At 66.9% G+C, this 23,658-nt stretch carries 21 protein-coding genes, 1 tRNA gene and 1 pseudogene; 17 read left to right on the top strand and 6 right to left on the bottom strand.

Annotated features, from left to right (window positions below; genetic code table 11):
• Positions 1 to 159 precede the first annotated feature (159 nt).
• Positions 160 to 235, bottom strand: a tRNA-Glu gene (locus KF907_RS10010).
• A gap of 94 nt (positions 236 to 329) precedes the next feature.
• Here KF907_RS10010 and pcnB point away from each other — a divergent pair.
• From pcnB to panC, 4 genes are all read left to right on the top strand, one after another.
• Positions 330 to 1,712: a polynucleotide adenylyltransferase PcnB gene (pcnB, locus tag KF907_RS10015; protein WP_291219997.1), complete on the top strand. Its 1,383-nt coding sequence runs from the start codon at positions 330 to 332 to the stop codon at positions 1,710 to 1,712.
• On the top strand, positions 1,709 to 2,194 hold the full coding sequence (gene folK / locus KF907_RS10020; protein ID WP_291219998.1) for a 2-amino-4-hydroxy-6-hydroxymethyldihydropteridine diphosphokinase: 486 nt from the start codon (positions 1,709 to 1,711) through the stop codon (positions 2,192 to 2,194). The genes pcnB and folK overlap by 4 nt, the downstream gene beginning before the upstream one ends.
• Positions 2,195 to 2,284: 90 nt before the next feature.
• Entirely contained in the window at positions 2,285 to 3,109 is an 825-nt protein-coding gene (panB, locus tag KF907_RS10025; protein WP_291219999.1) for a 3-methyl-2-oxobutanoate hydroxymethyltransferase, read from the top strand.
• The gene (panC, locus tag KF907_RS10030; protein ID WP_291220305.1) at positions 3,106 to 3,963 is read left to right on the top strand and encodes a pantoate--beta-alanine ligase; all 858 of its coding nucleotides are present in this window, start codon (positions 3,106 to 3,108) and stop codon (positions 3,961 to 3,963) included. Before panB ends, panC begins: the two co-directional genes overlap by 4 nt.
• Before the next feature lie 58 nt (positions 3,964 to 4,021).
• Here panC and KF907_RS10035 read toward each other — a convergent pair whose 3' ends face one another.
• Both KF907_RS10035 and KF907_RS10040 read right to left on the bottom strand, forming a co-directional pair.
• Positions 4,022 to 4,303 carry a hypothetical protein gene (locus KF907_RS10035; protein WP_291220000.1) on the bottom strand — a complete coding sequence of 94 codons (282 nt, stop codon included), beginning with the start codon at positions 4,301 to 4,303 and terminating at the stop codon, positions 4,022 to 4,024.
• On the bottom strand, positions 4,300 to 6,768 hold the full coding sequence (locus tag KF907_RS10040) for a tail fiber domain-containing protein (protein WP_291220001.1): 2,469 nt from the start codon (positions 6,766 to 6,768) through the stop codon (positions 4,300 to 4,302). Before KF907_RS10040 ends, KF907_RS10035 begins: the two co-directional genes overlap by 4 nt.
• Positions 6,769 to 7,249: 481 nt before the next feature.
• Here KF907_RS10040 and panD point away from each other — a divergent pair, with 481 nt between their 5' ends.
• Positions 7,250 to 7,630 carry an aspartate 1-decarboxylase gene (gene panD, locus KF907_RS10045; protein ID WP_291220002.1) on the top strand — a complete coding sequence of 127 codons (381 nt, stop codon included), beginning with the start codon at positions 7,250 to 7,252 and terminating at the stop codon, positions 7,628 to 7,630.
• Positions 7,631 to 7,637: 7 nt separating this feature from the next.
• Here the strand turns inward: panD and queG are convergent, their stop codons facing one another.
• Positions 7,638 to 8,720, bottom strand: coding sequence for a tRNA epoxyqueuosine(34) reductase QueG (gene queG / locus KF907_RS10050; protein WP_291220003.1), 1,083 nt, complete (start codon positions 8,718 to 8,720; stop codon positions 7,638 to 7,640).
• Between the two features lie 105 nt (positions 8,721 to 8,825).
• On the opposite strand from queG, the gene KF907_RS10055 reads away from it, so the two are divergent.
• From KF907_RS10055 to KF907_RS10075, 5 genes are all read left to right on the top strand, one after another.
• Entirely contained in the window at positions 8,826 to 10,316 is a 1,491-nt protein-coding gene (locus tag KF907_RS10055; protein ID WP_291220004.1) for an NAD(P)H-hydrate dehydratase, read from the top strand.
• Complete coding sequence (tsaE, locus tag KF907_RS10060; RefSeq protein ID WP_472843839.1) at positions 10,313 to 10,780, top strand: tRNA (adenosine(37)-N6)-threonylcarbamoyltransferase complex ATPase subunit type 1 TsaE; 468 nt, start codon at positions 10,313 to 10,315, stop codon at positions 10,778 to 10,780. The genes KF907_RS10055 and tsaE overlap by 4 nt, the downstream gene beginning before the upstream one ends.
• Positions 10,781 to 10,998: 218 nt before the next feature.
• Positions 10,999 to 12,324: an N-acetylmuramoyl-L-alanine amidase gene (locus KF907_RS10065; protein ID WP_291220005.1), complete on the top strand. Its 1,326-nt coding sequence runs from the start codon at positions 10,999 to 11,001 to the stop codon at positions 12,322 to 12,324.
• A 60-nt stretch (positions 12,325 to 12,384) separates the two neighbouring features.
• A complete protein-coding gene (gene mutL, locus KF907_RS10070; protein WP_291220309.1) occupies positions 12,385 to 14,178 on the top strand; it encodes a DNA mismatch repair endonuclease MutL in 1,794 nt (597 codons plus the stop codon).
• Positions 14,179 to 14,204: 26 nt separating this feature from the next.
• Positions 14,205 to 15,101 carry a DUF1684 domain-containing protein gene (locus KF907_RS10075; protein WP_291220006.1) on the top strand — a complete coding sequence of 299 codons (897 nt, stop codon included), beginning with the start codon at positions 14,205 to 14,207 and terminating at the stop codon, positions 15,099 to 15,101.
• Between the two features lie 563 nt (positions 15,102 to 15,664).
• On the opposite strand, the gene KF907_RS10080 is transcribed toward KF907_RS10075, so the two are convergent.
• Entirely contained in the window at positions 15,665 to 16,447 is a 783-nt protein-coding gene (locus KF907_RS10080; RefSeq protein WP_291220007.1) for an enoyl-CoA hydratase/isomerase family protein, read from the bottom strand.
• Positions 16,448 to 16,682: 235 nt separating this feature from the next.
• Between KF907_RS10080 and KF907_RS10085 the strand changes: the two genes are divergently transcribed.
• Positions 16,683 to 17,363: an FKBP-type peptidyl-prolyl cis-trans isomerase gene (locus tag KF907_RS10085; protein WP_291220008.1), complete on the top strand. Its 681-nt coding sequence runs from the start codon at positions 16,683 to 16,685 to the stop codon at positions 17,361 to 17,363.
• A 52-nt stretch (positions 17,364 to 17,415) separates the two neighbouring features.
• On the opposite strand, the gene KF907_RS10090 is transcribed toward KF907_RS10085, so the two are convergent.
• Positions 17,416 to 17,781, bottom strand: a complete 366-nt coding sequence (locus KF907_RS10090) for a hypothetical protein (protein WP_291220009.1) — start codon at positions 17,779 to 17,781, stop codon at positions 17,416 to 17,418.
• 78 nt (positions 17,782 to 17,859) lie between these two features.
• Here KF907_RS10090 and KF907_RS10100 point away from each other — a divergent pair.
• From KF907_RS10100 to KF907_RS10125, 6 genes and pseudogenes are all read left to right on the top strand, one after another.
• Positions 17,860 to 18,665, top strand: a pseudogene (locus KF907_RS10100) (CoA pyrophosphatase).
• Positions 18,662 to 19,510, top strand: a complete 849-nt coding sequence (locus tag KF907_RS10105) for a sulfurtransferase (protein ID WP_291220012.1) — start codon at positions 18,662 to 18,664, stop codon at positions 19,508 to 19,510. Before KF907_RS10100 ends, KF907_RS10105 begins: the two are co-directional and overlap by 4 nt.
• 276 nt (positions 19,511 to 19,786) lie before the next feature.
• A complete protein-coding gene (rsfS, locus tag KF907_RS10110; RefSeq protein ID WP_472843863.1) occupies positions 19,787 to 20,188 on the top strand; it encodes a ribosome silencing factor in 402 nt (133 codons plus the stop codon).
• Between the two features lie 13 nt (positions 20,189 to 20,201).
• A complete protein-coding gene (rlmH, locus tag KF907_RS10115; RefSeq protein WP_291220013.1) occupies positions 20,202 to 20,672 on the top strand; it encodes a 23S rRNA (pseudouridine(1915)-N(3))-methyltransferase RlmH in 471 nt (156 codons plus the stop codon).
• Between the two features lie 912 nt (positions 20,673 to 21,584).
• Positions 21,585 to 22,160, top strand: coding sequence for a Maf family protein (locus KF907_RS10120; protein ID WP_291220014.1), 576 nt, complete (start codon positions 21,585 to 21,587; stop codon positions 22,158 to 22,160).
• A 574-nt stretch (positions 22,161 to 22,734) separates the two neighbouring features.
• The gene (locus tag KF907_RS10125) at positions 22,735 to 23,595 is read left to right on the top strand and encodes an Lcl C-terminal domain-containing protein (RefSeq protein ID WP_291220015.1); all 861 of its coding nucleotides are present in this window, start codon (positions 22,735 to 22,737) and stop codon (positions 23,593 to 23,595) included.
• The last annotated feature ends 63 nt before the right edge of the window (positions 23,596 to 23,658 follow it).

The raw sequence follows: 23,658 nt of genomic DNA on the forward strand, positions 1-23,658 counted from the left end.
CGAAGTCAAAACCAGGAAACGAAGTCCCTACACTACGAAGCCGGATGTTCATCAAAAGTGCAGCCAAGGATGGCCGCTTCTGGAATCCACCCAGGAAGAAACGCCGGAGGATTTCAGTTCCTTGCACTCTCAGCGATCACGGACGATCGCACCAATAATTGGCGCTCCCTACGAGGTTCGAACTCGTGTTCCCGCCTTGAGAGGGCGGTGTCCTGGACCACTAGACGAAGGGAGCGCTGTATGGGACCGCGCGGGGCGCGTAGTATAACGGAATCCTAACCGCCGACAATCCGCCGGTCCGCCATCGAGCCGACCGCGCGACGTACTGAATGAATCCATCCGAGTCGAACACGCACCACGCCTCCGCCTCCGTGCCGCCGGGCTTGCGCATCATTCCCCGCGCCGAGCACGGCATCTCGCGCAAGAACATTTCCAGTGGTGCGCTGCGCGTGCTCTACCGCCTGCATGAGGCCGGCTACAAGGCCTTCCTCGTCGGCGGTGCCGTGCGCGACCTGTTGCTCGGCGGCCATCCCAAGGACTTCGACGTCGCCACGGACGCCACTCCAGAGCAGACGCGCGCGTTGTTCCGCAACTGCCGTCTCATCGGCCGGCGCTTCCGCCTCGCCCATGTCGTGTTCGGTCGCGAGATCGTCGAGGTCGCCACGTTCCGCGGCACCGGCGAGGAGGGCGACGCCGACCGCCACATCGTCGATGGTCGCATCCTGCGCGACAACGTCTACGGCAGCATCGAGGAAGACGCGATCCGTCGCGACTTCACCGTCAACGCGCTGTACTACGACATCGCCGACTTCAGCGTGCGTGACTACGTCGGTGGCATCGACGACCTGCAGCAGCGCCGGTTGCGCCTGATCGGTGATCCCGAGCAACGCTACCGCGAAGACCCGGTGCGCATGCTGCGTGCCGCGCGACTTGCCGCCAAGCTCGGCTTTGAGATCGCGGCCGAGGCCGCCGCGCCGTTCGCCGAACTGGCGCCGCTGCTCGCCGACGTCGCACCCGCACGCCTGTTCGACGAGTCGCTCAAGCTGTTCCTGGCCGGACACGGTCTCGAAAGCCTGCGCCGCCTGCACAACCATGGCCTGCTGAAGGAACTGTTTCCGGCCACGGCGGTGGCGCTGTCCGGCCCGCGTGCGGCGGAATTCGGTCGCCTGCTCGGCTACACCTTCACCAGCACCGACGAGCGCGTGCGCGCCGACAAGCCGGTCACGCCGGCTTTCCTGTTTGCCGCGTTGCTGTGGGAGCCGGTGCGCTCGACCGCGCAACGCATGGTCGCGGACGGTTCCGATCCCGCGGTTGCCTGGTCGATGGCGGTCGACCGCGTCATGCACCAGCAAGCCGCGCGCGTGGCGATCCCGCGCCGTTTCGCCCTGGGCATGGAGGAGATCTGGGCGTTGCAGCCGCGCTTCGAGCAACGCCAGAAGAAGCGCGTGATGCGTCTGCTCGCGCATCCGCGTTTCCGTGCGGCCTTCGATTTCCTGGTCCTGCGCGCGCATGACGAACCTGAACTCATGCCGCTCGTCGAGTGGTGGACGGAGGCGCAGCATCTCGATCCACAGGTGCTCGGTGAGCGTCTCACGCCAGCGCCTGCGGTACCGGCGGAGCAGGGCGCGGCGAGCAAGCGCAAGCGTCCGCGTCGGCGCCGCAAGTCCGCCGCCGCATCGACGGGTACGGAACCGACAGCGGCGCCACAGTGACGCGCGTCCTCGCCTACATCGGCCTGGGCAGCAATCTGGACTCTCCCCGGCAGCACATCCTGCGTGCCTTCGGCGAGATCGACGCGATCACGATGACACGCCTGTGCCGGCGTTCTCGCCTGTACCGCACGCCGCCCTGGGGTGGCATCGTCCAGCCCGATTACGTCAATGCGGTCGCCGAAATAGAAACCGGCCTGGCGCCGCGTGCGCTGCTCGATGAACTGCTCGCGATCGAACGCCGTCACGGCCGTGTCCGTGATGGTGGGCGATGGGGCCCGCGCACGCTCGATCTCGATCTGCTCCTGCACGGCGCTGGTGCTGTGCGCGAGGCTGGTCTCGAACTGCCCCATCCACGCCTGCACGAACGCGCCTTCGTGATCGTGCCGCTGCTCGATATCGATCCAGCGATCGAGATTCCGGGACACGGGGCGGTCGGCGTGCTTGCGGCGACGTTCGACGCCCAGGCCTGCGTTGCGTTGTGAGGCCTCGCCACTGCGGGATTGATCAGAGCATCCCTCACTTGATCCGCCGCGCTACGATATCCGGCCGCGCGACATTCCTGGACGCTCCGCATGTACCCCACACCGCGTGCCGCGCCGGCACGAGCTCCGTTCACCGTGCCACAGTTGCGTCAGCGCAAGCAGGCTGGCGAAAAGATCGTCGCGCTGACTTGCTATGACGCGAGTTTCGCCGCCTGCCTCGATGCCAGCGGCATCGACCTTGCACTGGTCGGTGATTCGCTGGGCATGGTCGTGCAGGGTCATGCGAACACGCTGCCGGTGACGGTCGATGCCATGGTCTACCACTGCGCGGCGGTGGCGCGCGGCCTGTCCAGCGCGCTGCTCGTCGCCGACATGCCGTTCATGTCGTTCCGCGACGTGCCGACCGCACTGGCGACGGCGGCACGGCTGATGGCCGAGGGTGGCGCAGCGATGGTCAAGCTGGAAGGAGCCGGCTGGGTCTGCGAAGTGATCGCTGCACTCGTTCGCCACGACGTGCCTGTGTGTGCGCATCTCGGCCTGACGCCGCAGTCGGTGCACCGCTTCGGCGGCTATCGCGTGCAGGGGCGTGCAGACGACGAGGCGGAAAAGCTGGTCGAGAGCGCCCATCGTATTGCCGAAGCCGGTGCCGAGGCGCTCGTGCTCGAATGCGTGCCGGCCGCGCTGGCCGCACGCATCACGCGCGAGCTGGCGATCCCGACCATCGGCATCGGCGCCGGCCCCGCTTGCGATGGCCAGGTGCTCGTCGTCCACGATCTGCTTGGCCTCACGTCGGGCAAGCGCCCGCGCTTCACGCACAACTTCCTTGCGGGTCGTGATTCGATCGCGGCGGCCTTCGCCGCCTATCGCGACGCCGTGCGCGACGGCAGTTTCCCGGCCGTGGAGCATTCGTACTGATGGATACCGTCACCACCATCGCCGATCTGCGCCAGCACGTGCGCGCGGCGCGTGGGCGCGGCCTGCGCATCGGTTTCGTGCCGACCATGGGCAACCTGCATGCCGGCCACGAGTCGCTGGTTGCGCTTGCACGGGAGCGGGCCGGTTTCGTCGTCGCCAGCGTGTTCGTCAACCCGACCCAGTTCGGCCCGAACGAGGATTTCGCGCGCTATCCACGCACACCCGAACAGGATGCGGAAAAGCTCGCGCGCGTCGGTTGCGACCTGTTGTTCCTGCCCGACGTCGCAACGCTGTATCCGCTCGGCACCGGACGTGCCGTGCGCATGTCGGTGCCGGGCATCACGGAAGTGCTCGATGGTGCGAGTCGGCCGGGGCACTTCGACGGTGTGGCCACGGTGGTCGCGCGCCTGTTCAATCTGGTCCAGCCCGATCTCGCCGTGTTCGGCCGCAAGGACTACCAGCAGTGGCTGGTCGTGCGCGCGCTGGTCGCTGATCTCGGTTTCCCGATCGACATCGTCGGCGCACCGATCGTGCGAGAGCCGGGCGGTCTGGCGATGAGTTCGCGCAACCAGTATCTGGATGAGGCGCAGCGCCGGCAGGCGCAGGTGCTGCATGCAACCCTGCAGTGGATGGTTGGCGAAGTCCGCACGCGCCCATCGGCCTGGCGGTTGATCGAGGAGGAGGCGGTCGCCCGCCTGGGTGCGGCCGGATTCGAGCCGGACTACGCGGTGCTGCGCGATGCCGCCACGCTCGACTTGCCGGATTCAGGTTTCCCGACCGGCGGGGTGGCCCTGTTGGCGGCACGCCTGGCTGGAGTCCGCCTGATCGACAACCTCGAGTTCGACCGCCCCTGATTTGCCGCATGTGGCTTGTCTTCCCTCTCCCATCGGGAGAAAGACCGGAGGTGTGTTCCTACGGCGGCGGATCGAAGCCATTGCGGAAGATGCGGTCGTCGGGCAGGCCGCCGACGGGCCAGTAGCCGGCCTTGGCGGTGAAGTCGCCGCCGCTCATCGCGCCGGTATCGTGCTGGCCGACGGTGGCTGCGACGCGAAAGTCGCTGCCCTGCGCTTCCGCGCTGCCGGCGGCGATGACGGATTTCCGCACCGCGAAATCGCCGCCGCTGGATTGCGCCAGAGCCGCGCCTGCGGCCAGTACGATCAGCACCGGCATGAGCCATCGCGCCGCGCGTTTCATCGCGGTGTCCTCGTCGCTTCCAGCGCGCGCAGGCGTTCGGCCAAAGCGGTCAGTTCAGCGCTGAACACGTCCTTCTGCGCGGCCAACTCTTCGCGCAAGGCCGCGGTCTCGGCTTGCAGTCGCGCGTTCAAGCCCTGGATCGCGGCCAGCGCCACGCCGTCGGCATCGACGGTGCTGATTGACGCAGCTTCCGCACCCAGTCCGAACGCGGCGGCAAAATCCTCGGCCATCGGCCCCAGATGCCGGCCTTCTTCCGCTGAATCGCGATAGACCCAAGTGGTCAGCGGCAGGCGCAGCACGCGAGCGAGGGTGCCTTCCACATCGACCGGAACGAAATCGGTCTTGAGATCGACCGAGGAAGCGTTGGCCCAGGTGCCGCCGCCGGTAAGTGATGCGCCGGTCGAGGTCGTAATAAGGTGACCAGGGTCGAAGGTGGGTTGCCCCGATTTGCCGAACCAGAAGCCGAATTGTGCTTTGACGATGAAGCGATGACTGTAGTCGCTGACCACGTTTTCGGACTCGTGGCCATTCCAGATGAATGTTTTGTGATCCCCTTGTCCTCCCGGATAGGACAGGCTGGAGCACGGTCCGCTTCCCCCCGGATTGCTTCCCGGACGCACCTTGGCGTTGTTCCCGCCAGCGAAGCTGTAGTTGGCGCCGGCACAGTTTTGGGCACCACCGGCTACGAACGAGGCAGTGCCAGCCGCATGGTTGTCGCTGCCGCCACCCACCGTGCTGACGCTGCCATTGGCGCGATTGTAGGTGCCACCAGCCACCGTGCCTCTGCGGTCGGCCACGTTGTAGTAGCCGCCACCTATCGTGCTGAAGTCATAGGCGGTATTGGCGAGCCCACCCGCGACGGTTGCCGCAAGGCCTGGCGCGGAGTTGGATATACCACCGCCGATAGTGCTCCAGTGCCCGCCGGCTACGTTTCCGCCCGAACCGGCATCATCCGCACCACCGCCGCCGATCGTCGCGCGGTCGCCGGTAGCACGGTTGCCGGAGCCGCCGCCGATCGTCGTATGGGCACCTGTGGTCTGATTGTTGTAGCCGCCACCGATCGTGCTCCAGTTGCCGTCGGCACTGTGTCCGCCGGTGGCCACGGACTCTCCACCGCCGCCACCGATGGTTGCGTGGTCGCCGGTGGCGAAATTGCCGGAGCCGCCGCCTATCGTCGTGCGCGGGCCACCCGCCCTGTTGTTGTAGCCGCCTGACACGGTGGCATGCAGGCCCGGTGCGAGATGGCCCTGGCCGCCGCCGACACTCGCGTAGTCGCCCAGCACGTTGTTGTTGGCGCCGCCGGCCACCGTCGATCGCAGGCCTTGTGCCCGGTTGTTCGACCCGCCGCCCACGGTTGCGCTTTCCTGGGTGGCCTGGTTGCTCGTGCCACCCCCGATGCTCGCATTGGCCCCGGACGCCGTGTTGCCAAGGCCACCGCCGATCGTGCCGAAATTGGCGGACACCCTGTTTGCGGAACTGGATACGAATCCGCCGCCGCCGATGGTTGCGCCCGACACGCCGGCCGCTGCCGTGTTGTCGAGGTGCCCGCCGATGATGTTGTTGGCGCCGAAATAGCTTGGGTCGGTGCCCGGAGCGAGTCGCAGGGTACGACTGTTGCGCGCAAACATGTCGAACGGCTGGTCGTCCAGCGTGCCGATGAAGTTCGTCGGCGGGCTGGTGCCGGAATTGCCGCTCAGGCCCCAGCCGGGTGATGCGGTGGGGATCGCTTCGCAGGTGACGGCACCCGACTGATCGACGCCACGGATGGCCTCGCCAGCGGGGCAGGTTCCGCTGACGCGGCTCTGCACCGAAGCCGGATCGGTCTTGGCGGCTGTGACCGCGCCGTTGGCGAGTTTGGCCGTGGTCACGGCGCCATCGGCGAGCTTGGCCGAACCGACCGCGCCATCGTCGAGCTTCGCGGCTGTCACCGCTGCATCGGCAATCTTCGCGCTGGTGACGGCGTTGCTCGCGAGCTTGACGCTCAGCACGGCGCCGTCGGCCAGTTTCGCCGCGGTGACCGCGCCATCGATCAGTTCGACCGTGCCGATGCTGTTGGGCGCGACCTGGGCGGCGAAGTCGGCGTCGTCGGCGTGTTGGGCATAGGGCGTGGGGTGCAGTTTCTGACGCGGCTCGAGCGTGGTGAAGTCGCCGCTTTCCGGGCCACGCCGCACACGCAGTTCGAGCCAGCGGTCGGGACCGATGAAGACCGTGTCCGGTGCATCGATATCCAGCAGGAAACGGCCTTCATCGAGAACGACGTCGTTGAACGTAAACGGCCCGGCCAGCAGGGTGCCATTGTCGGCGGCATCGAACAGGCGCACCTCGAAGTCGTAGCTCGCGGCGGGGTTGGTGCTGACGGTGAGTTCACCCTGGTAGGTGAAGGGCTTGGCATGGACGCCGGGCACGGCGAAAGCCAGCGCCAAGGCGGCGACCAGCGGGTGGAAGCGGCAATGACGGATGGACATGAATGATCCCCTTGGCGAGTCCGACGGAAGGCCGGGACCTGAGGGGATACGCCGTTTCGTGCGGCGAGCAGACAGGCGTTTCTTCAGAAATCGATCCGGGGCATGCCCAAGGAACCAGAACTGGATCACAGGTGGGTGTGTGAAACCTGTGGCACTTCGCAACAAGCTGTGGTATGGTCGCAACCGTGCTCGGGGTTTATGCAACGCGGGGCGTTGTTCACCCAGGCACACCAGGGCGCATTGCAGGTAGTCGTCACTCCAATCTGGACCCTCGCGCGGTTTCGCAGCGAGGGTTTTTTTTGTCCATGCGTTTCCATCCGCCGAGAGCGTTCGTGTTTTATTTCAACAACTTGGATGCGTGCCGCTGCCACGACACGTGGCGGTATCGGCGCACGGGAACGGCGGCGTCGTCGATTCTTGCTGCACTGCGATCTGATAAAATCGCTGCCCGTTGTTTTTCTGCAACATGAGTCGGTGCCCCATGCAGCTCAACATGCTCAAGGCCAAGATCCATCGTGCCACGGTCACTCAGGCCGAACTCCATTACGAGGGTTCCTGCGCGATCGACGGCCGTCTGCTCGATATCTCGGGCATCCGCGAGTACGAACAAATCCACATCTACAACGTCAACAACGGCGAGCGGTTCAGTACCTATGCCATCCGCGCCGAGGAAGGTTCGGGCACGATCTCGATCAACGGCGCCGCTGCGCATCGTGCCGGTCCGGGAGACATCATCATCATCTGCGCCTATGGCGTCATCGCCGAGGCGGAAGCGGCGGCTTTCAAGCCAAGCCTGGTCTATGTCGACCGCCACAATCGCCTGACCCACACCAGCGATTCGATTCCGCAGCAGGCGGCCTGAACGCGTTTCAGGTGGTTGTGGCAGCAGCCTTCGCCGCCTGTTCGGCGAGGGCCCAGGCGACGTGCTCGCGCACCAGTTCCGAGGGATGCGAGCGGCGCGCTTCGAGTGCAGCAACGATTGCCGGCGAATGCGGCGCATTGCCGAGCGCGACGGCGATATTGCGCAGCCAGCCCGTGTAGCCGGTGCGGCGGATCGCCGAGCCTTCGGTGCGCTGGCCGAACTCGGCCTCGCTCCAGGCGAACAGGTCGACGAGCGCGCTGTCATCGAGGCCGTGGCGCACGGCGAAGCCCGACTCGCCGGTTGGCCGCGCGTACTTGTTCCACGGGCAAACGAGCTGGCAATCGTCGCAGCCGAAGATGCGGTTGCCGATCGGGCGGCGCAGTTCGGGTGGGATCGGTCCGGATAGTTCGATCGTCAGATAGGAAATGCAGCGCCGCGCATCGACCTGGTACGGCGCGACGATGGCCTGGGTCGGGCAGATGTCGATACAGCGCGTGCAGGTGCCACAGTGCGCGCCGACCGGCGCGTCGACCGGCAGGGGCAGGTCGGTGTAGAGCTCGCCGAGGAAGAACCACGAACCGGCTTCGCGGCTGATCAGGCAGGTGTGCTTGCCGATCCAGCCGAGTCCGCTGTCACGCGCCAGTGCGCGTTCAAGCACCGGCGCGGAATCGACGAAGGCGCGATAACCGAACGGGCCGATCGCTTCGGCGATGCGCTCGGCGAGTTTCTGCAGGCGGTTGCGCATCAGCTTGTGGTAGTCGCGGCCGAGTGCGTAGCGCGCGACATAGGCACGACTTGCATCGCCGAGCACCTCCCAGCCCTCGCGAGCATCCGCGGCGAGATAGTCCATGCGCACCGAGATCACGCGCAGCGTACCGGGTTGCAGCTCGGCCGGGCGGCTGCGACGCGTGCCGTGCTTTTCCATGTAGGCCATTTCGCCGTGGCGACCGGCGGCCAGCCAGTCGAGCAGGTGGACTTCGTCGGCATCGAGTTCGACGCCGGCGATGCCGACCTGCTGGAAACCCAGTTCGCGCGCCCAGCCGCGGATGCGCTTGGCGAGATCGGTGTAGTCGGTCGGGGGCTGAGGCATCGGTGCTGACATGGGAATGGGAGGATAGCGGCGCCGGTTGGAGGAATCGCGCCCGAAGGCGCTCCTGCAGGAATCGCGAGTCACGGCATCCCTATAATCCCGCCCATGCCAGCCGACACCTCCGCGACCGACCTGTTGACCGTGGCTCAGGTGCGTGCCCTCGATTGCGCGGTCATCGCCGCGGGTATCCCGGGGTTCGAGCTGATGAGTCGTGCGGCGCGGGCCGGTTACGTGGCATTGCGCAGGCACTGGCCGGCGGCGCAGCACGTGCTGGTGCTGGCCGGGCCGGGCAACAACGGTGGCGATGCCTTCCTGCTGGCCGCACTGGCGAAGTCCGATGGGCTGGAGGTCATGGTGTGGTCACCGTTCGGCGCAGCGCAGGGTGCGGATGCGCAACGTGCGCGTGCGGCCTGGGTCGCGGCGGGCGGTGCGTTCGCGCATGGCGACGCGACCGATGAACTGGCTGGAGTCGATGTCGTCGTCGACGGCCTGTTCGGTACCGGCGGTGGCCGCGCCCTCGATGGGGTTGCGCGCGAACTCGTCGCTCGCATTGCCGCGCGCGGGCTTCCGGTATTGGCGCTCGATGTGCCGTCGGGGCTTGATGCCGATACCGGTGTCGCTGCCGATGCCGCCGTGCGTGCCGAGGTGACGGTCAGTTTCATTGCATGGAAGCGCGGCCTGTTCAGCGCCGACGGCGCCGACTGCTGCGGCCGGCGCGAGCTGGCGACGCTGGACGTGCCGGCAGCTTCGCGCATCGCCATTGGTCGCGACGCGGAGTTGTTGACGCGCGCCGCGCTCGACGTGCTTTCGCCTCGTTCAGGCAATGTGAACAAGGGGAATTTTGGCCACGTGCTGGTCGTCGGCGGCGACGATGGCATGGGCGGCGCGGTGCGTCTTGCCGCGGAAGCCGCGTTGCGCACGGGTGCCGGTCTGGTCAGCGTGGCCACGCGCGCGCAGCACGTCGGCGCGTTGAACGCGGCGCGTCCGGAACTGATGGCGCGCGGTGTCGAATGCCCGCAGGCGCTCGCGCCGATGCTCGAACGCGCCAGCGTCGTTGCGCTCGGTCCGGGCCTTGGTCAGGGCGCGTGGAGCCATGCGCTGTGGGACACGACCCTGCGCAGTGCGCGTGCAGCGGTGATCGATGCCGATGCGCTCAACCTGCTCGCGCGCACGCCGATCGACCTGCCGGCGAGCACAGTGCTGACACCGCATCCCGGCGAGGCCGGGCGCCTGCTCGGCAGCGATGCGGCGAGCGTGCAGCGCGACCGTTTTGCCGCCGCGCGCGAACTCGCGCGCCGTTGCGCCCGTGTGGTCGTGCTGAAAGGCGCCGGCAGCCTCGTCGCCGCGCCGGAGGGGCGCATCGCGGTGTGTCCATTTGGCAATCCGGGCATGGCCACCGCCGGCATGGGTGATGTGCTGAGTGGCGTGATTGCCGCTCTGCTTGCGCAGGGCCTCGATGCCTGGGAGGCCGCCTGCGCCGGCGTCGTCGCGCACGCGCTGGCCGGTGATGCCGCGGCCGGATCGAGCCCGCGCGGGCTGGTCGCCGGCGACCTGTTCACGCCGTTGCGCGCGCTGGTCAACGGGTCGACCGCGTGAGCCAGGTCTTCGCACGCAAGGCGATCGACGAAGCCGGCCTCGTCGCTATCGCGCGAGCACTGGCGCAGACGGCGCCACCGGGCATGGTCGTGTACCTGCATGGCGAACTTGGCGCCGGCAAGACGACCTTCGCGCGGGCCTGGCTCGGTGCCGCAGGTGTCGATGGCCGCATCAAGAGCCCAACCTACAGCCTGATCGAGTCGTATCCACTCGGCACGACCGCGGCACACCATCTCGACCTCTACCGTCTTGCCGATCCCGGCGAACTCGAGTGGCTTGGCCTTGCCGATCTGGTCGATGGTCGCAGTTTCATGCTCGTCGAATGGCCGGAGCGGGGCGGCGATGCCGTGCCGCCAGCCGACCTGCACGTTTGCCTGGATCATGCCGGCGAAGCACGCGACCTGCGCATCGTGCCGGCATCGGCCGCAGGGGCGACCTGGGTGGAAGCCGCAAACCTGCCCTGATCCCATTCCCCAGCGGAAACAACTGCAGGAAGCGGCCTGGGCCGTGATGCTCTTTCCATGCGGGTTGCACAGGCGCGGCATCACGGCCCAAACCGTTTCCAGCAATCCATTCCTGTCGCCCCTTCCTGAATCGACACCTGAAGAACATCTCGCAGGCCACGGATTCAAAAGGGAAAACACTTGAAATTCCCTGACGATCTGCGTTTGAATGTGCGCCCATGCACACACGGTGGGCAAAAACGGGTGTAGGGACGGTCCTGCTGGCGGGCTTGCTCGCCTGCCTGATGCCCGTCCAGGCCGCCGAAGTGAAGGCCTTGCGGGTCTGGGCGGGGCCGGAATACACGCGCGCCGTGTTCGATGTCTCCGGCCCGCTCGACTACAAGCTGTTCGACCTTGCCGATCCCGCGCGCCTGGTCCTCGACCTGCGTGCCAGTTCGTTCGCCAACGGGTTCGGCGCGCCCGAGGCCAAGGGCCTGCTCAAGGCAGTCCGCAGCGGCCGCAATGGCGGCAAGGACGTGCGCGTGGTCTTCGACCTCACCGAAGGCGTGCGTGCGAAGAGCTTCCTGCTGCCGCCAGCCGAGAAGTTCGGCTACCGCCTCGTGCTCGATCTCTATCCGCAGACCAAGCCGGCCCCGATCAAGACCGTGCAGGCGGCGTTGCCGGCCGGTGCGCAGCGCGACGTGCTGATCATGATCGACGCCGGCCACGGAGGTGACGATCCCGGCTCGATCGGAGCCGCCGGCACCTACGAGAAGAACATCACCCTGGCGGTTGCGCGCGAACTTAAGCGCGTGATCGACAAGGAACCTGGCATGGCGGCGATGCTGACACGCGATGCCGATTACTTCATTCCGCACAAGCAGCGCTACCAGAAGGCGCGCGATGCCAAGGCCGACCTGTTCGTGTCGGTGCATGCCGACTCGTTCACCAACAGTTCGGCGCGCGGCAGTTCGGTATGGGTTTTGTCGCCACGCGGTGCGACCAGCGAAGCCGCGCGCTGGCTGGCTGATCGCGAGAATCGTGCCGACCTCGTCGGTGGTGTTTCGCTCGACACGCGTGACGACACGCTCGCGGCGGTCCTGCTCGACCTCTCGCAGGGGGCGACGATGGAGGCGAGCAACGCCGTGGCCGGCCAAGTGCACGCAGCGATGCGCCGTGTCGGGCCGACCCACAAGCCCCACGTCGAGCGCGCCAACTTCGTCGTGCTGCGTTCGCCCGATGTGCCGTCGATCCTGGTCGAAACGGCGTTCATCTCCAATCCGGCGGAGGAGAAGCGCCTCAACGACCCGAACGAGCGCACCAAGCTCGCCGAGGCGATCGTCGAGGGTGTCCGCAACCATTTCCGCATGGCTCCGCCGCCCGGTACGCTGTTTGCCGCAAACGCCCGTCGTGACCGCGCGAGTCGGCATGTGGTGTCCAGGGGCGAGACGCTGGGCGTGATCGCCGCCCGTCATGGCCTTTCGGTCGGCGCCTTGCGCAATGCCAACAAGCTCGCCAGCGACAATGTGCGCGTCGGCGACGTGCTCGAGATTCCCCAGGGCTGATCCGCACGGCTGCGATCGGGCGATCCGCTATGATGCGGTGCTTTCCCGGCCATGCTTCCGATGCCGCGCATCCGCCCGCTTCCGTCCGAACTCGTCAACCAGATCGCAGCCGGCGAGGTCATCGAGCGGCCGGCTTCGGTCGTCAAGGAACTCGTCGAGAACAGCCTTGACGCTGGCGCACGGCGCATCGAGATCGACATCGAGCAGGGCGGTGCGCGCCTGATCCGCGTGCGTGACGACGGCGGCGGCATCGAGGCCGAAGATCTGCCGCTGGCGCTGTCGGCGCATGCAACGAGCAAGATCGCGAGTTTCGAGGATCTCGAGCGCGTCGGCACGCTCGGCTTTCGCGGCGAGGCCCTGCCGTCGATCGCCTCGGTGGCGCGTTTCGCACTGACCTCGCGTCCGGTCGCAGCCGAACATGCCTGGCGCATCGAGGTGGACGGTGGCAAACCGCAGCCGCCGCGTCCGGCCCAGCACGCACCGGGCACCACCATCGAAGTGCGCGACCTGTTCTACAACGTGCCGGCGCGGCGCAAGTTCCTGCGTGCCGAGCGGACCGAGTTCAACCACATCGACGATCTGGTCAAGTCGATCGCGCTGGCACGCGGCGAGGTCGAGTTCCGCCTGTCCAGCGACGGCAAGCCGGTGCGCCTGTACAAGCCGGTGCGCGATGCCGCCGATGCCGAACGCCGCGTCGGCGACGTCCTTGGCGAGGCCTTTGTTGCCGATAGCCTGCGCATCGACCATGCCGGCGCGGGCTTGAGGCTCAGCGGTTGGGTCGGCCTGCCGACCGCCTCACGCGCACAGGCCGACCAGCAATATTTCCACGTCAACGGTCGCCTCGTGCGTGATCGCGTCGTTGCCCACGCGGTACGCCAGGCGTATGCCGATGTGTTGTTCCATGGCCGTCATCCGGCCTTCGTGCTGTTCCTTGAACTCGATCCTGCCCTGGTCGACGTCAACGTGCATCCAGCCAAGAGCGAAGTGCGATTTCGCGAGGCGCGCCTGGTCCACGATTTCCTCTATCGCACGCTCAACGAGGCGTTGGCGGCCACGCGCGCCGGCAGCGCGCCGCTGGCAGCAACCGCAGCGTCGTCGCCGGCCATGCCGATGCCGGCCTGGCGCGGGCAGGGCGGGCTTGGTCTCGGCGTACGCGAACCACTGGCCGACTATGCGGCGCTGATCGGTGGCGGCGCAGCGGCGGTCATGCCTTCCATGTCTGCCGACGCAAGCGCTGCGCCTTCGCCGCGCACGGCGGAAGGCAGCGAGATTCCGCCGCTCGGTTTCGCCCTCGCGCAGTTGCACGGTGTCTACGTGCTCGCGCAGAACGCGCACGGCCTCGTCATCGTCGACATGCATGCCGCGCACGAGCGCATCACCTACGAACGCCTGAAGCAGGCCCGTGAAGGCGAGGGCATCCGCTCGCAACTGCTGCTGGTGCCGGTTGGCGTTGCACTCAGCGAGCGCGAGGCCGCAGTCGTCGAGGAGCACGGCGAACGCTTTGCCGAGCTCGGCTTCGATGTCGTGCGCAGCGGGCCGCAGGCGGTGACCGTGCGTCGCGTGCCGACCCTGCTCGCCGACGGCGACGTCGCCGGACTGGTGCGCGACGTCATTGCCGACCTCGTCGCGCACGGCAGCTCGCGCCGCGTCGAGGAAGCCGGCAACGAACTGCTGTCGACCATGGCCTGCCACGGTTCGGTGCGTGCGAACCGGCGCTTGAGCCTGCCCGAGATGGATGCCTTGCTGCGTGAGATGGAAGCCACCGAACGCTCCGGCCAATGCAATCACGGCCGGCCGACCTGGGTCCAGCTCGGCATGGCCGAACTGGATCGCTTGTTCCTGCGCGGTCGCTGACCGTGCACCGATACGGAGTGCCTGTCATGTCGAAGACGAGCCTGTGGCTGGCCGCACTGATCGCGGCGAATGTCGCCACCGCTGCTGCACCGACGCCGGCTGAACATGCGCAGGACGTCGAGGCCTGGCGCGCGCAACGTCTCTCACGCCTGACGGCGCCGACCGGCTGGCTGTCGCTGGTTGGTCTGGACTGGCTCAAGCCGGGGCGCAACACGATCGGCAGTGCGAAGGACAATGACATCGTCATCGCCAAGGCGCCCATGAAGCTCGGCACCGTGCTGCTCGACGGCGATGTGGTGACGATCGAACTCGAAGCCGACGCCGTGGCGACGATAGACGGCGGCAACAGCGCACGCGCAACCCTGCTCGATGATTCGCACGAGAAGCCGACCATCGTCGCGTTCGGCACGGTCAGTTTCTATCTGGTCGATCGCGGTGGCCGCAAGGGTCTGCGCATCAAGGACAGTGAAGCGCCGACACGCACGGGCTTCAGCGGGCTCGACAACTATCCGTTCGACGATTCATGGCGCATCGAGGCGGACTGGGTCGCCTTCGATCCGCCGCAGTCGCTGGAGATACCGAACGTGCTCGGAACGATCGACGCGATGCCGGTGCCCGGCAAGGCCGTGTTCGAGCGTGACGGCAAGCGCCACGAATTGCTGCCCGTGCTCGAAACGCCGGATGCGACCGAGTTGTTCTTCATCTTCGTCGACCGCACCAGCGGCAAGCAGACCTATGGTGCCGGTCGTTTCCTTTACGCCAAGCCGGCGCAGGATGGCAAGGTCGTGCTCGATTTCAACCGCGCCTACAACCCGCCGTGCGCGTTCACGCCCTTTGCCACATGCCCGCTCGCGCCGCCGGAGAACCGCCTGCCGATCGCGGTCACCGCCGGCGAGAAGCGCTATCGCGGTGGGGGTCACTAGACACCGGTGCGTTGTAGGAAACGCCTTTAGGCGTGATGCCTTGTTGTAGACATCAACGCTGTAGGAAACGCCTTCAGGCGTGATGCCTTGTTGTAGGCATCAACGTTGTAGGAAACGCCTTCAGGCGTGATGCCTTTCCGGACATCGATGCGTTGTAGGAAACGCCTTTAGGCGTGATGCTTTTTCGGATATCGATGCGTTGTAGGAAACGCCTTTAGGCGTGATGCTTCTTCGTTGGGGGTTGTACGGCAGGGGCATCGCGGCTGAAGCCGCTTCCTACAGGCGCTTCCTGCGGGGTGGGGTGGGTTTGGTGGCTGTAGGAAACGCCTTCAGGCGTGATGCCTTGTTGTAGACATCAACGTTGTAGGAAACGCCTTTAGGCGTGATGCTTCTTCGTTGGGGGTTGTACGGCAGGGGCATCGCGGCTGAAGCCGCTTCCTACAGCCGCTTCCTGCAGGCGCTTCCTACGGCCGGTTCCTGCGGCCGCTTCCTACGGCCGCTTCCTACAGCCGCTTCCTACGGCCGCTTCCTGCAGGTGCTGCTTTGCGGGCGTTTGTGAGTGCCTACGTGCCGGTAAAGGCCGGCTTGCGGCGTTCGAGGAAGGCGCTGGTGCCTTCGCGCATGTCGGCGGTCGAGCAGCACAGGGCGAAGGCCTTGGTTTCGTAGTCCAGCCCTTCATCGAGCGGACATTCGCCACCGCGCACCACGGCATCGAGGATGCCGGCCAGCGCATGCGGGGCCGAGCCTGCGAGTTGGCTGGCCAGGGCTTCGACTTCGGTATCGAGCGCTTCGGCGGCGACCACGCGGTTGACCAGGCCAAGCGCGAGCGCGCGTGCCGCATCGACCGGCTGACCGGTCAGGCACAGTTCCAGCGTCGCCGCCCGGCCGGCAAGGCGCAACATGCGCTGGGTGCCGCCGAAGCCCGGCAGCAGGCCCAGGGTGATTTCGGGCAGGCCGAGGCGCGCCTTCTCCGAGGCGATGCGCAGGTGGCAGCACATGGCCAGTTCGAGGCCACCGCCGAGGGCGAAGCCCTGCACGCGCGCAATCACCGGTTTGCCGAGCGTCTCGATCGCGCGCATCAAGCGCTGGCCGGCGCGCGAGAAGACCTGTGCCTGCACCGGCGTCAGTGTCGCCAGCTCACCGATATCGGCACCGGCGACAAACGCCTTCTCGCCCGCTCCGGCCAGCACGACCACGCGCACCGCCTCGTCGTCGCGGACGGCCTCGAAGGCGAGCCGCAGTTCGTCGAGGGTCCTGGCGTTGAGCGCGTTCAGCTTGTCCGGGCGGTTGACGGTGACGGTACGTACGCCGGCGCGGTCGGCGATGAGCAGGTTCTCGAAGGTCATCGGAGGGCTCCTTGGGCGATGAACGCCGGTTCAGCAAGGGCGCGGATGATAGCAATGCCCGACCGGGCCACCGGAGCGAACTTTCCGCGCTGCCAGGGTTCAGAATCCGCTGGCCGCAATGGTGGATTGGTGACACGGGCCCGCTCGGTTACACTTGCCGGCCTTTTTTCATGCCTGCGCACGTGCTTCGGCCGTTGCCGCAGTTCCGTTCGTTCCATCGTTTTCTGGAGGCAACATGAATTTGCGTGCGTCTATCGCCCTGGCGGCGTTGCTCGTGACGGCACCCGTCCTGGCGCAGGACACGACGTCCGAGAAGGGCAAGCTGTCGTACTCGATCGGCTACCAGATCGGCAAGGATTTCACCGAGCGCAAGATGGATGTGGATATCAACACGGTCATCCGCGCACTGCAGGACGCCTACGCCAAGCGCAACCCGGCCCTGTCCGAGGAGCAGATGCGCGACACGCTGGGCAAGTTCCAGCAGAAGATGATGACCGAAGCCAAGGCCGAGTTCGACAAGGTCGCTGGCGCCAACAAGACCAAGAGCGATGCCTTCATGGCGCAGAACAAGGCCAAGAAGGGCATCATCGCGCTGCCGTCCGGTGTGCAGTACCGCGTCATCGAGGACGGCACCGGCCGCCAGGTGACGCCGACCAGCGAAGTGACCGTGCACTACCGCGGCTCGCTTCACGACGGCCTCGAGTTCGACAGCTCGTTCGCACGCGGCGAGCCGGTCAAGTTCAAGGTCAATGAAGTCATCAAGGGTTGGCAGGAAGTGCTGCCGCGCATGAAGGTGGGCGACCATTGGCAGATCTTCGTGCCGGCCGACCTTGCCTACGGCGAGCGTGGCCAGGCGCCGCGCATCGGCCCGAACCAGGCGCTGGTGTTCGACATCAAGGTCATCGATTCCAAGTAAGCCTGCCTCGCCAGGCACACCGAACGCCGCGGCTTGCCGCGGCGTTCGCGTTTCAAGGCAGCGCGGCGAGTTCTTCGAGGGCGCGTTCCATGTCGAGTTTGATGCGGTTGATGATGCGCATGGCCGGTTCGGCGCTGGCATCGTCGGCGTTGCCGCCGGTTGCGCTGGCCTGGCCGCGGGCGACGAGATCGGCTTCGTCGTCGGCGACGAACTGGGCCAGGTAGACATAGCCCTGGCGCAGGCCTTCCTTGACTTCCGGGTGGCCGTGCCCAAGGTTCCTGAGCAGGGTGACGATGGCGTAGCGGATCGTCGCGCGCGGATGTGGCAGCAGGCTCTCCGGCAGTCCGTAGACGCCCGGCTCGACGCGCGCGAGCACCTTGCCGTAATCGCTGACCACGCGCGTCGCCATGCCGAGCATGCCTGCTCCCGTTCGAGGATTCGGCGCTAATGTAGCAGCAGCAGCCGCGCTGCCAAGTCGGCACATCGAGGTAATGCGATGCAGATCGAGTTTCCCGCGCCCGTGTTGAGCCCTTGCATCGGCATCTGCCACCTCGGTGACGATGGACTCTGCGAAGGTTGCCTGCGCAGCGGCGACGAGATCGCGCGCTGGCTGGCGATGTCGCCGGCCGAACGCCTGTACCTGATGGATGTGGAACTGCCGCGACGCGAAACGGAGCGCGCGCAATGACGCGCTCGATCGATCTCGGACACCTGCGCCGCGCGCTGCGCGCGATCGACGATCCACCGCAACCGCCGGGCTGGAACGCGAGTGAATTCCCCGAACTGTGGGGTGACGACGTGCCCCTGCGCCGTGCCGCCGTGCTGGTGCCGATCGTCGAGCGCGTCGATGGTTTTGGCATGCTGTTCACGCGCCGCAACGAGCGCATGCGTCACCACGCCGGCCAGGTCAGTTTTCCCGGCGGCGCGATCGAGGCCGGCGATGTCGATGCGGTCGCTGCCGCCCTGCGCGAGACCCACGAGGAAACCGGCATCGCCGGTGAATTCGTGCAGCCGCTCGGCTATCTCGATTGTTTCGACACGATTTCCGGCTTCAGCGTGTCGCCGGTGATCGGCATCGTGCGTGCCGGCTATACGCTGGTGCCGAATCCCGATGAAGTCGCCGAAGTGTTCGAGGTACCGCTCGACTACATCCTCGCCCCGCAGCGCCTGCAGCGGCAGGAAGTGCTCTGGCACGGCCGCCCGCGCGAGATCTTCGAGTTCGACTACGACGGCCGGCGCATCTGGGGCGCGACCGCGGGCATCCTCAAGAACCTGCTGCGCCGTCTGGAGATTCCCGAATGAGCCACTCCACGCTGGTGTCTGCGGACACGCTGGCCGCACGGATCGGTGATCCTGACCTGCTCATCATCGACTGTCGCGCCGACCTCGCCGATCCGGCGCGCGCACGCGCCCTGCATGCCGAGGCGCACGTGCCGGGTGCCGTGCATGCCGACCTCGAACGCGACCTCGCCGACCTTTCCAGGCCGGGCCTCGGCCGTCATCCCATGCCCGATGCAGCGGCTTTCGCGGCGACGCTGTCACGCTGGGGTTGGCGGCCCGGCATGAACGTGGTTGCGTATGACGATGCGCAGGGCGCGCTCGCCGCGGCGCGTTTGTGGTGGATGCTGCGTCTGGTCGGCGCGAGCGATGTCGCCGTGCTCGATGGTGGCCTTGCCGCTTGGCGTGCGGCCGGCCACGCGCTCGAAGCCGGTGTCGTCGAAAGGGCAGGGAGCAAAGTCGCGGTCGACTATGATGGCAGCGCCCTGGTCGACTACGCCGGGCTGGAAGCAGGGCTCGCCGCGGGTTCGCTGTTGCTCGTCGATGCGCGTGCCGAAGCACGCTATCGCGGCGAGGTCGAGCCGATCGACCGCGTGGCCGGCCACGTGCCGGGCGCGCTCAACCGGCCATTCACGCTCAATCTCGATGGTGCGGGCCGCTTCAAGCACGCCGACGCACTGCGCGCGGAATTCGCAGCGCTGATCGGCGGGCGTGATCCGCGCAGCGTCGTGCACATGTGCGGCTCCGGCGTGACCGCCTGCCACAACCTGCTGGCGATGGAACATGCCGGCCTTGCCGGCTCGCGCCTGTTCGCGCCGTCCTGGAGCGGCTGGATCGGCGATCCGGCGCGGCCGGTTGCGTGCGGCTGAAGCGGCTCGCACAGGGTTGCCACACGACAGGCCGCCACGTTCTATACTCCCGCCGCGCCGATGCGTGCGCGCACGCCTGCCGAGGCCGGTTTTCCCTTGACCACGACGAAGAAGCCCGTCCGTACCACCCGCACATCCGCCGCCGGCAAGGCGGTGAAGAAGGCCGCCAGCAAGCCGGCCGCCAAAGCCGCGAAGAAGGCCGGCGCCACGCGCAAGGCAGCGGCGAAGAAGGTCGCCGCCAAGCCCGCGCCGCGCCGCACGAAACCCGCCGTCGAACTGGCCCTGCCCAAGGTTCCGCGCAAGCGCGCCAAGCCCAGCGTCGAAGCCGACGTCGTTGAGCGTCTGCAGCGCGTCGTTGCCAAGGCCCTCGACGACCTCAAGGCCAGGGACATCAGCGAGATCGACGTGCGCGGCAAGACTTCGGTCGCCGACATCATCTTCATCGCCAGCGGCACCTCGACGCGCCACGTCAAGTCGATCGCCGACGAAGTGGTCAAGGCGGCCAAGCAGGCCGGCCTGCCGCCGCTCGGCGTCGAAGGCCAGCGCGAAGCCGAATGGGTGCTGGTCGACCTCGGCGACATCATCGTCCATGTCATGTTGCCGCGTACGCGCGAGTTCTACGGACTCGAACGCCTGTGGACGGTCGGCGCGGACGCCGAAGCACCGCTCGCGGTGTGAACCCGGCGCGGGCATGCGCACGCGCCTGATCGCCGTCGGCGAGCGCATGCCGGGCTGGGTCGCCGAAGGCTTCGCCGAATACCGCAAGCGCCTGTCGCGTGACCTTCCACTCGATCTCGTCGAGATTCCCCTCGGCAACCGCGGCACGCAGCGTGAGCCAGCGCGTGCGATGGCGGTCGAAGGCGCAGCCGTGCTCGCGGCCATTCCGAAGGACGCCCATGTCGTCGCCCTCGACGGCGGCGGCAAACCCTGGAGCAGCGAACAGCTCGCCGCACAGCTTGCCGACTGGCGCATGCAGGGCAGGGACCTCGCCCTCCTTATCGGCGGCCCCGATGGCCACGCCCCCGACGTGCTCGCCCGCGCCAACCAGCGCTGGTCACTCGGCCCGGCCACCCTGCCGCACATGCTGGTGCGCCTGATCGTGGTCGAACAGCTCTATCGCGCCGCGACGATCGTCGCAGGGCACCCCTACCATCGCGCGTGAGGTGCGTGTGCGAAGCCCGCAATCCCCGGCAGGAAACGCCTTCGGGCGTGATGCCATGTTGTAGGCATCAACATTGTAGGAAACGCCTTTAGGCGTGATGCCTTGTTGTAGGCATCAACATTGTAGGAAACGCCTTCAGGCGTGATGCCTTGTTGTAGGCATCAACGTTGTAGGAAACGCCTTTAGGCGTGATGCTTCTTCGTTGGGGGTTGTACGGCAGGGGCATCGCGGCTGAAGCCGCTTCCTACAGCCGCTTCCTGCAGGCGCTTCCTACGGCCGGTTCCTGCGGGCGGTTCCTGCGGGGTGGGGTGGGTTTGGTGTCTGTAGGAAACGCCTTTAGGCGTGATGCTTTTCCGGACATCGATGCGTTGTAGGAAACGCCTTTAGGCGTGATGCCTTGTTGTAGGCATCAACGTTGTAGGAAACGCCTTTAGGCGTGATGCCTTGTTGTAGGCATCAACGTTGTAGGAAACGCCTTTAGGCGTGATGCTTCTTCTTCGTTGGGGGTTGTACGGCAGGGGCATCGCGGCTGAAGCCGCTTCCTACAGCCGCTTCCTACAGCCGCTTCCTACAGCCGCTTCCTACAGCCGCTTCCTACAGCCGCTTCCTACGGCCGCTTCCTGCGGGTGGTTCCTACGGGCGCTTCCTACAGGCGGTTCCTGCGGGCGGTTCCTGCGGGGTGGGGTGGGTTTGGTGGCTGTAGGAAACGCCTTTAGGCGTGATGCCTTGTTGTAGGCATCAACGTTGTAGGAAACGCCTTTAGGCGTGATGCTTCTTCTTCGTTGGGGGTTGTACGGCAGGGGCATCGCGGCTGAAGCCGCTTCCTACAGCCGCTTCCAACAGGCGCTTCCTACGGCCGGTTCCTACGGGCGCTGCCTGCGGGCGTTTGCTGCTTTCATTTCGGGATCTGCCATGCTCTACCTCGCTTCGCAATCGCCGCGCCGTCGCCAGTTGCTCGAACAGATCGGTGTTGCGTTCACCGTGCTTGATGTCGATGTGCCCGAGCGGCGTGGTGCTGGCGAATCGCCCGAGCACTACGTCAGCCGTGTTGCGCGCGACAAGGCGCGGGCCGGGCTGGCGCTGGTCGGCGACCGGGCAGGTGCGGTCGTGCTCGGTGCCGATACCGAGGTGGTGCTGGACGATCGCGTGTTCGGCAAGCCCGCCGATGCCGACGATGCGCGCGCGATGCTGGCGGCGCTGTCGGGTCGCACGCATCGCGTGGTGTCGGTGGTGTGGTGCGTGCGCGAAGGCGCCGAAGCCAGCGAGGTGTCGATTTCCGAAGTGCGCTTCGCCGCGCTCGACGAGCCCACGCTGGCCGCCTATGTCGCCACTGGCGAACCCTTCGGCCGCGCCGGTGCCTACGCCATCCAGGGCCGCGCCGCGGCCTTCATCGAGCACCTGTCGGGTAGCTACTCCGGCGTGATGGGCCTGCCGCTGTATGAGACGGCCCGCCTGCTGGGCCGGTTCCGGGTGCTTCATCACGGCTGATTCAGCCACCGAACCCCCGCCTCGGCCGGGGCGGCTGGCGCCCCGATGCGCGGCAGTCCGCTTCGGCGGCGGGGCGAAGCGCGCGGCCCGGCTGATTTTTACCCTGCCTGTCAGCATGTGACGCAGTTCACATTGGCGGCGTGGCGATGGCGGTGCTCGCTGGGGCTGTTTTCCAGCAGCCGTCACCCGGCCATGCGCTTGCGCGGCATTTGGCCCCGATCTTGCTGACGTCGTCCGTGTGCCTGCCGGGGAGCGGGCGCAAGGGGGGCGTGCCGTCGGCACTGCGGCAGCCGCATAGGGCAGGAAGGGGACCCATGGAATGCGAAGCATCGCCAGGACCATCGTCGGTTGCGACACGGCAGACCGCCACGCGCGCGCCGTGCGGGATCTCCGCGCCGATCTCCGGTCCGGAACGATCGTGTCGCCGTTGCCTCGGCGCGCGGCGCGCGCCGGCCTCGCAGCGGACGCCGGCCGGGGCCCATGCCCGCGCTCATCCAAGCCTCGTCAGTGCCTTTCCATCGGGCCGGGCCATCGCCTGCCCGCGCCGTTCTCGTCCATCACCAGGGAGCTTGCCATGCCTGTTGTCCGGAACCCGTTTCTCGCATCCGCCCCGCGCCATGGTCGCGTCGTCCCGGCGGGCCTGCTCGCGCTGGCACTGACCGCCGCCACCGCCACGGCGCAAACGCCCACGCACCCGCTCAACGACACCGGCCAGGTCACCTGCTACAACGCCAGCGCGGCCACCGGCACGGTCAGCCCGGGCACGCCCGCGCCTGAAGCCACGGGTTTCAAGGGGCAGGACTGCACCCAAGGGCGCGCCGCGGCGGATGCACTGGGTACTCTGGTCAAGGTGGGCGCCTCCAGCACCAAGGGCCGCGACTACACCAAGATCGCCAATGACGGCAGCGTGCTGCCCGCCAGCGCCACGCTCGGGCCGAACCCGGGCGATTGGGCCTGCACCCGCGACAACGTCACCGGCCTCATCTGGGAAGTGAAGGTCAACAACGCCACCCACCTGCGCCATTCCGGGCACCGCTACACCTGGTACGACACCAATGGCGTCATCAACGGCGGCAATGCCGGTACCGTGGGCAACACCAGCACTTGCGCAAACACGCTGGGCGGCCAGCCCTGCAACACCAGCAATTTCCGCAATGCGGTCAACGCGCTCACCGGTGCCAACCGCCTGTGCGGTGCCACCGACTGGCGCCTGCCCACCGCCAACGAGCTGCAATCGCTGGTGGACTACCAGGCGCAGAACCCGGCCATCGACACCACCTGGTTTCCCAACACCCCGGCGGCCCTCTACTGGAGTGGGGAAAATTATGTGCCCGGTGCGCCCTACGCTTGGGTCGTCGACTTCTACGGCGGCGGCCTCGGCGCCAACGGCAAGGACAACGGCCGTCAAGTCCGGTTGGTGCGAGGCGGACAGTGAATTGACCCTTTATTGACGAGGCGATGCCGCATGGCCCGCTGTGAACATCTGCCGATCTGGCGC

The organism is Dokdonella sp. (genome assembly GCF_019634775.1).
Lineage (GTDB): Bacteria > Pseudomonadota > Gammaproteobacteria > Xanthomonadales > Rhodanobacteraceae > Dokdonella.

Excerpts from the sequence above, each read along its gene's own strand:
- pcnB (WP_291219997.1), top strand. The coding sequence starts at position 330 with ATGAATCCATCCGAGTCGAACACGCACCACGCCTCCGCCTCCGTGCCG.
- panB (WP_291219999.1), top strand. The coding sequence starts at position 2,285 with ATGTACCCCACACCGCGTGCCGCGCCGGCACGAGCTCCGTTCACCGTG.
- KF907_RS10035 (WP_291220000.1), bottom strand. The coding sequence starts at position 4,303 with ATGAAACGCGCGGCGCGATGGCTCATGCCGGTGCTGATCGTACTGGCC.
- KF907_RS10040 (WP_291220001.1), bottom strand. The coding sequence starts at position 6,768 with ATGTCCATCCGTCATTGCCGCTTCCACCCGCTGGTCGCCGCCTTGGCG.
- panD (WP_291220002.1), top strand. The coding sequence starts at position 7,250 with ATGCAGCTCAACATGCTCAAGGCCAAGATCCATCGTGCCACGGTCACT.
- queG (WP_291220003.1), bottom strand. The coding sequence starts at position 8,720 with ATGCCTCAGCCCCCGACCGACTACACCGATCTCGCCAAGCGCATCCGC.
- KF907_RS10055 (WP_291220004.1), top strand. The coding sequence starts at position 8,826 with ATGCCAGCCGACACCTCCGCGACCGACCTGTTGACCGTGGCTCAGGTG.
- KF907_RS10065 (WP_291220005.1), top strand. The coding sequence starts at position 10,999 with ATGCACACACGGTGGGCAAAAACGGGTGTAGGGACGGTCCTGCTGGCG.
- mutL (WP_291220309.1), top strand. The coding sequence starts at position 12,385 with ATGCCGCGCATCCGCCCGCTTCCGTCCGAACTCGTCAACCAGATCGCA.
- KF907_RS10075 (WP_291220006.1), top strand. The coding sequence starts at position 14,205 with ATGTCGAAGACGAGCCTGTGGCTGGCCGCACTGATCGCGGCGAATGTC.
- KF907_RS10080 (WP_291220007.1), bottom strand. The coding sequence starts at position 16,447 with ATGACCTTCGAGAACCTGCTCATCGCCGACCGCGCCGGCGTACGTACC.
- KF907_RS10085 (WP_291220008.1), top strand. The coding sequence starts at position 16,683 with ATGAATTTGCGTGCGTCTATCGCCCTGGCGGCGTTGCTCGTGACGGCA.
- KF907_RS10090 (WP_291220009.1), bottom strand. The coding sequence starts at position 17,781 with ATGCTCGGCATGGCGACGCGCGTGGTCAGCGATTACGGCAAGGTGCTC.
- KF907_RS10105 (WP_291220012.1), top strand. The coding sequence starts at position 18,662 with ATGAGCCACTCCACGCTGGTGTCTGCGGACACGCTGGCCGCACGGATC.
- rlmH (WP_291220013.1), top strand. The coding sequence starts at position 20,202 with ATGCGCACGCGCCTGATCGCCGTCGGCGAGCGCATGCCGGGCTGGGTC.
- KF907_RS10120 (WP_291220014.1), top strand. The coding sequence starts at position 21,585 with ATGCTCTACCTCGCTTCGCAATCGCCGCGCCGTCGCCAGTTGCTCGAA.
- KF907_RS10125 (WP_291220015.1), top strand. The coding sequence starts at position 22,735 with ATGCCTGTTGTCCGGAACCCGTTTCTCGCATCCGCCCCGCGCCATGGT.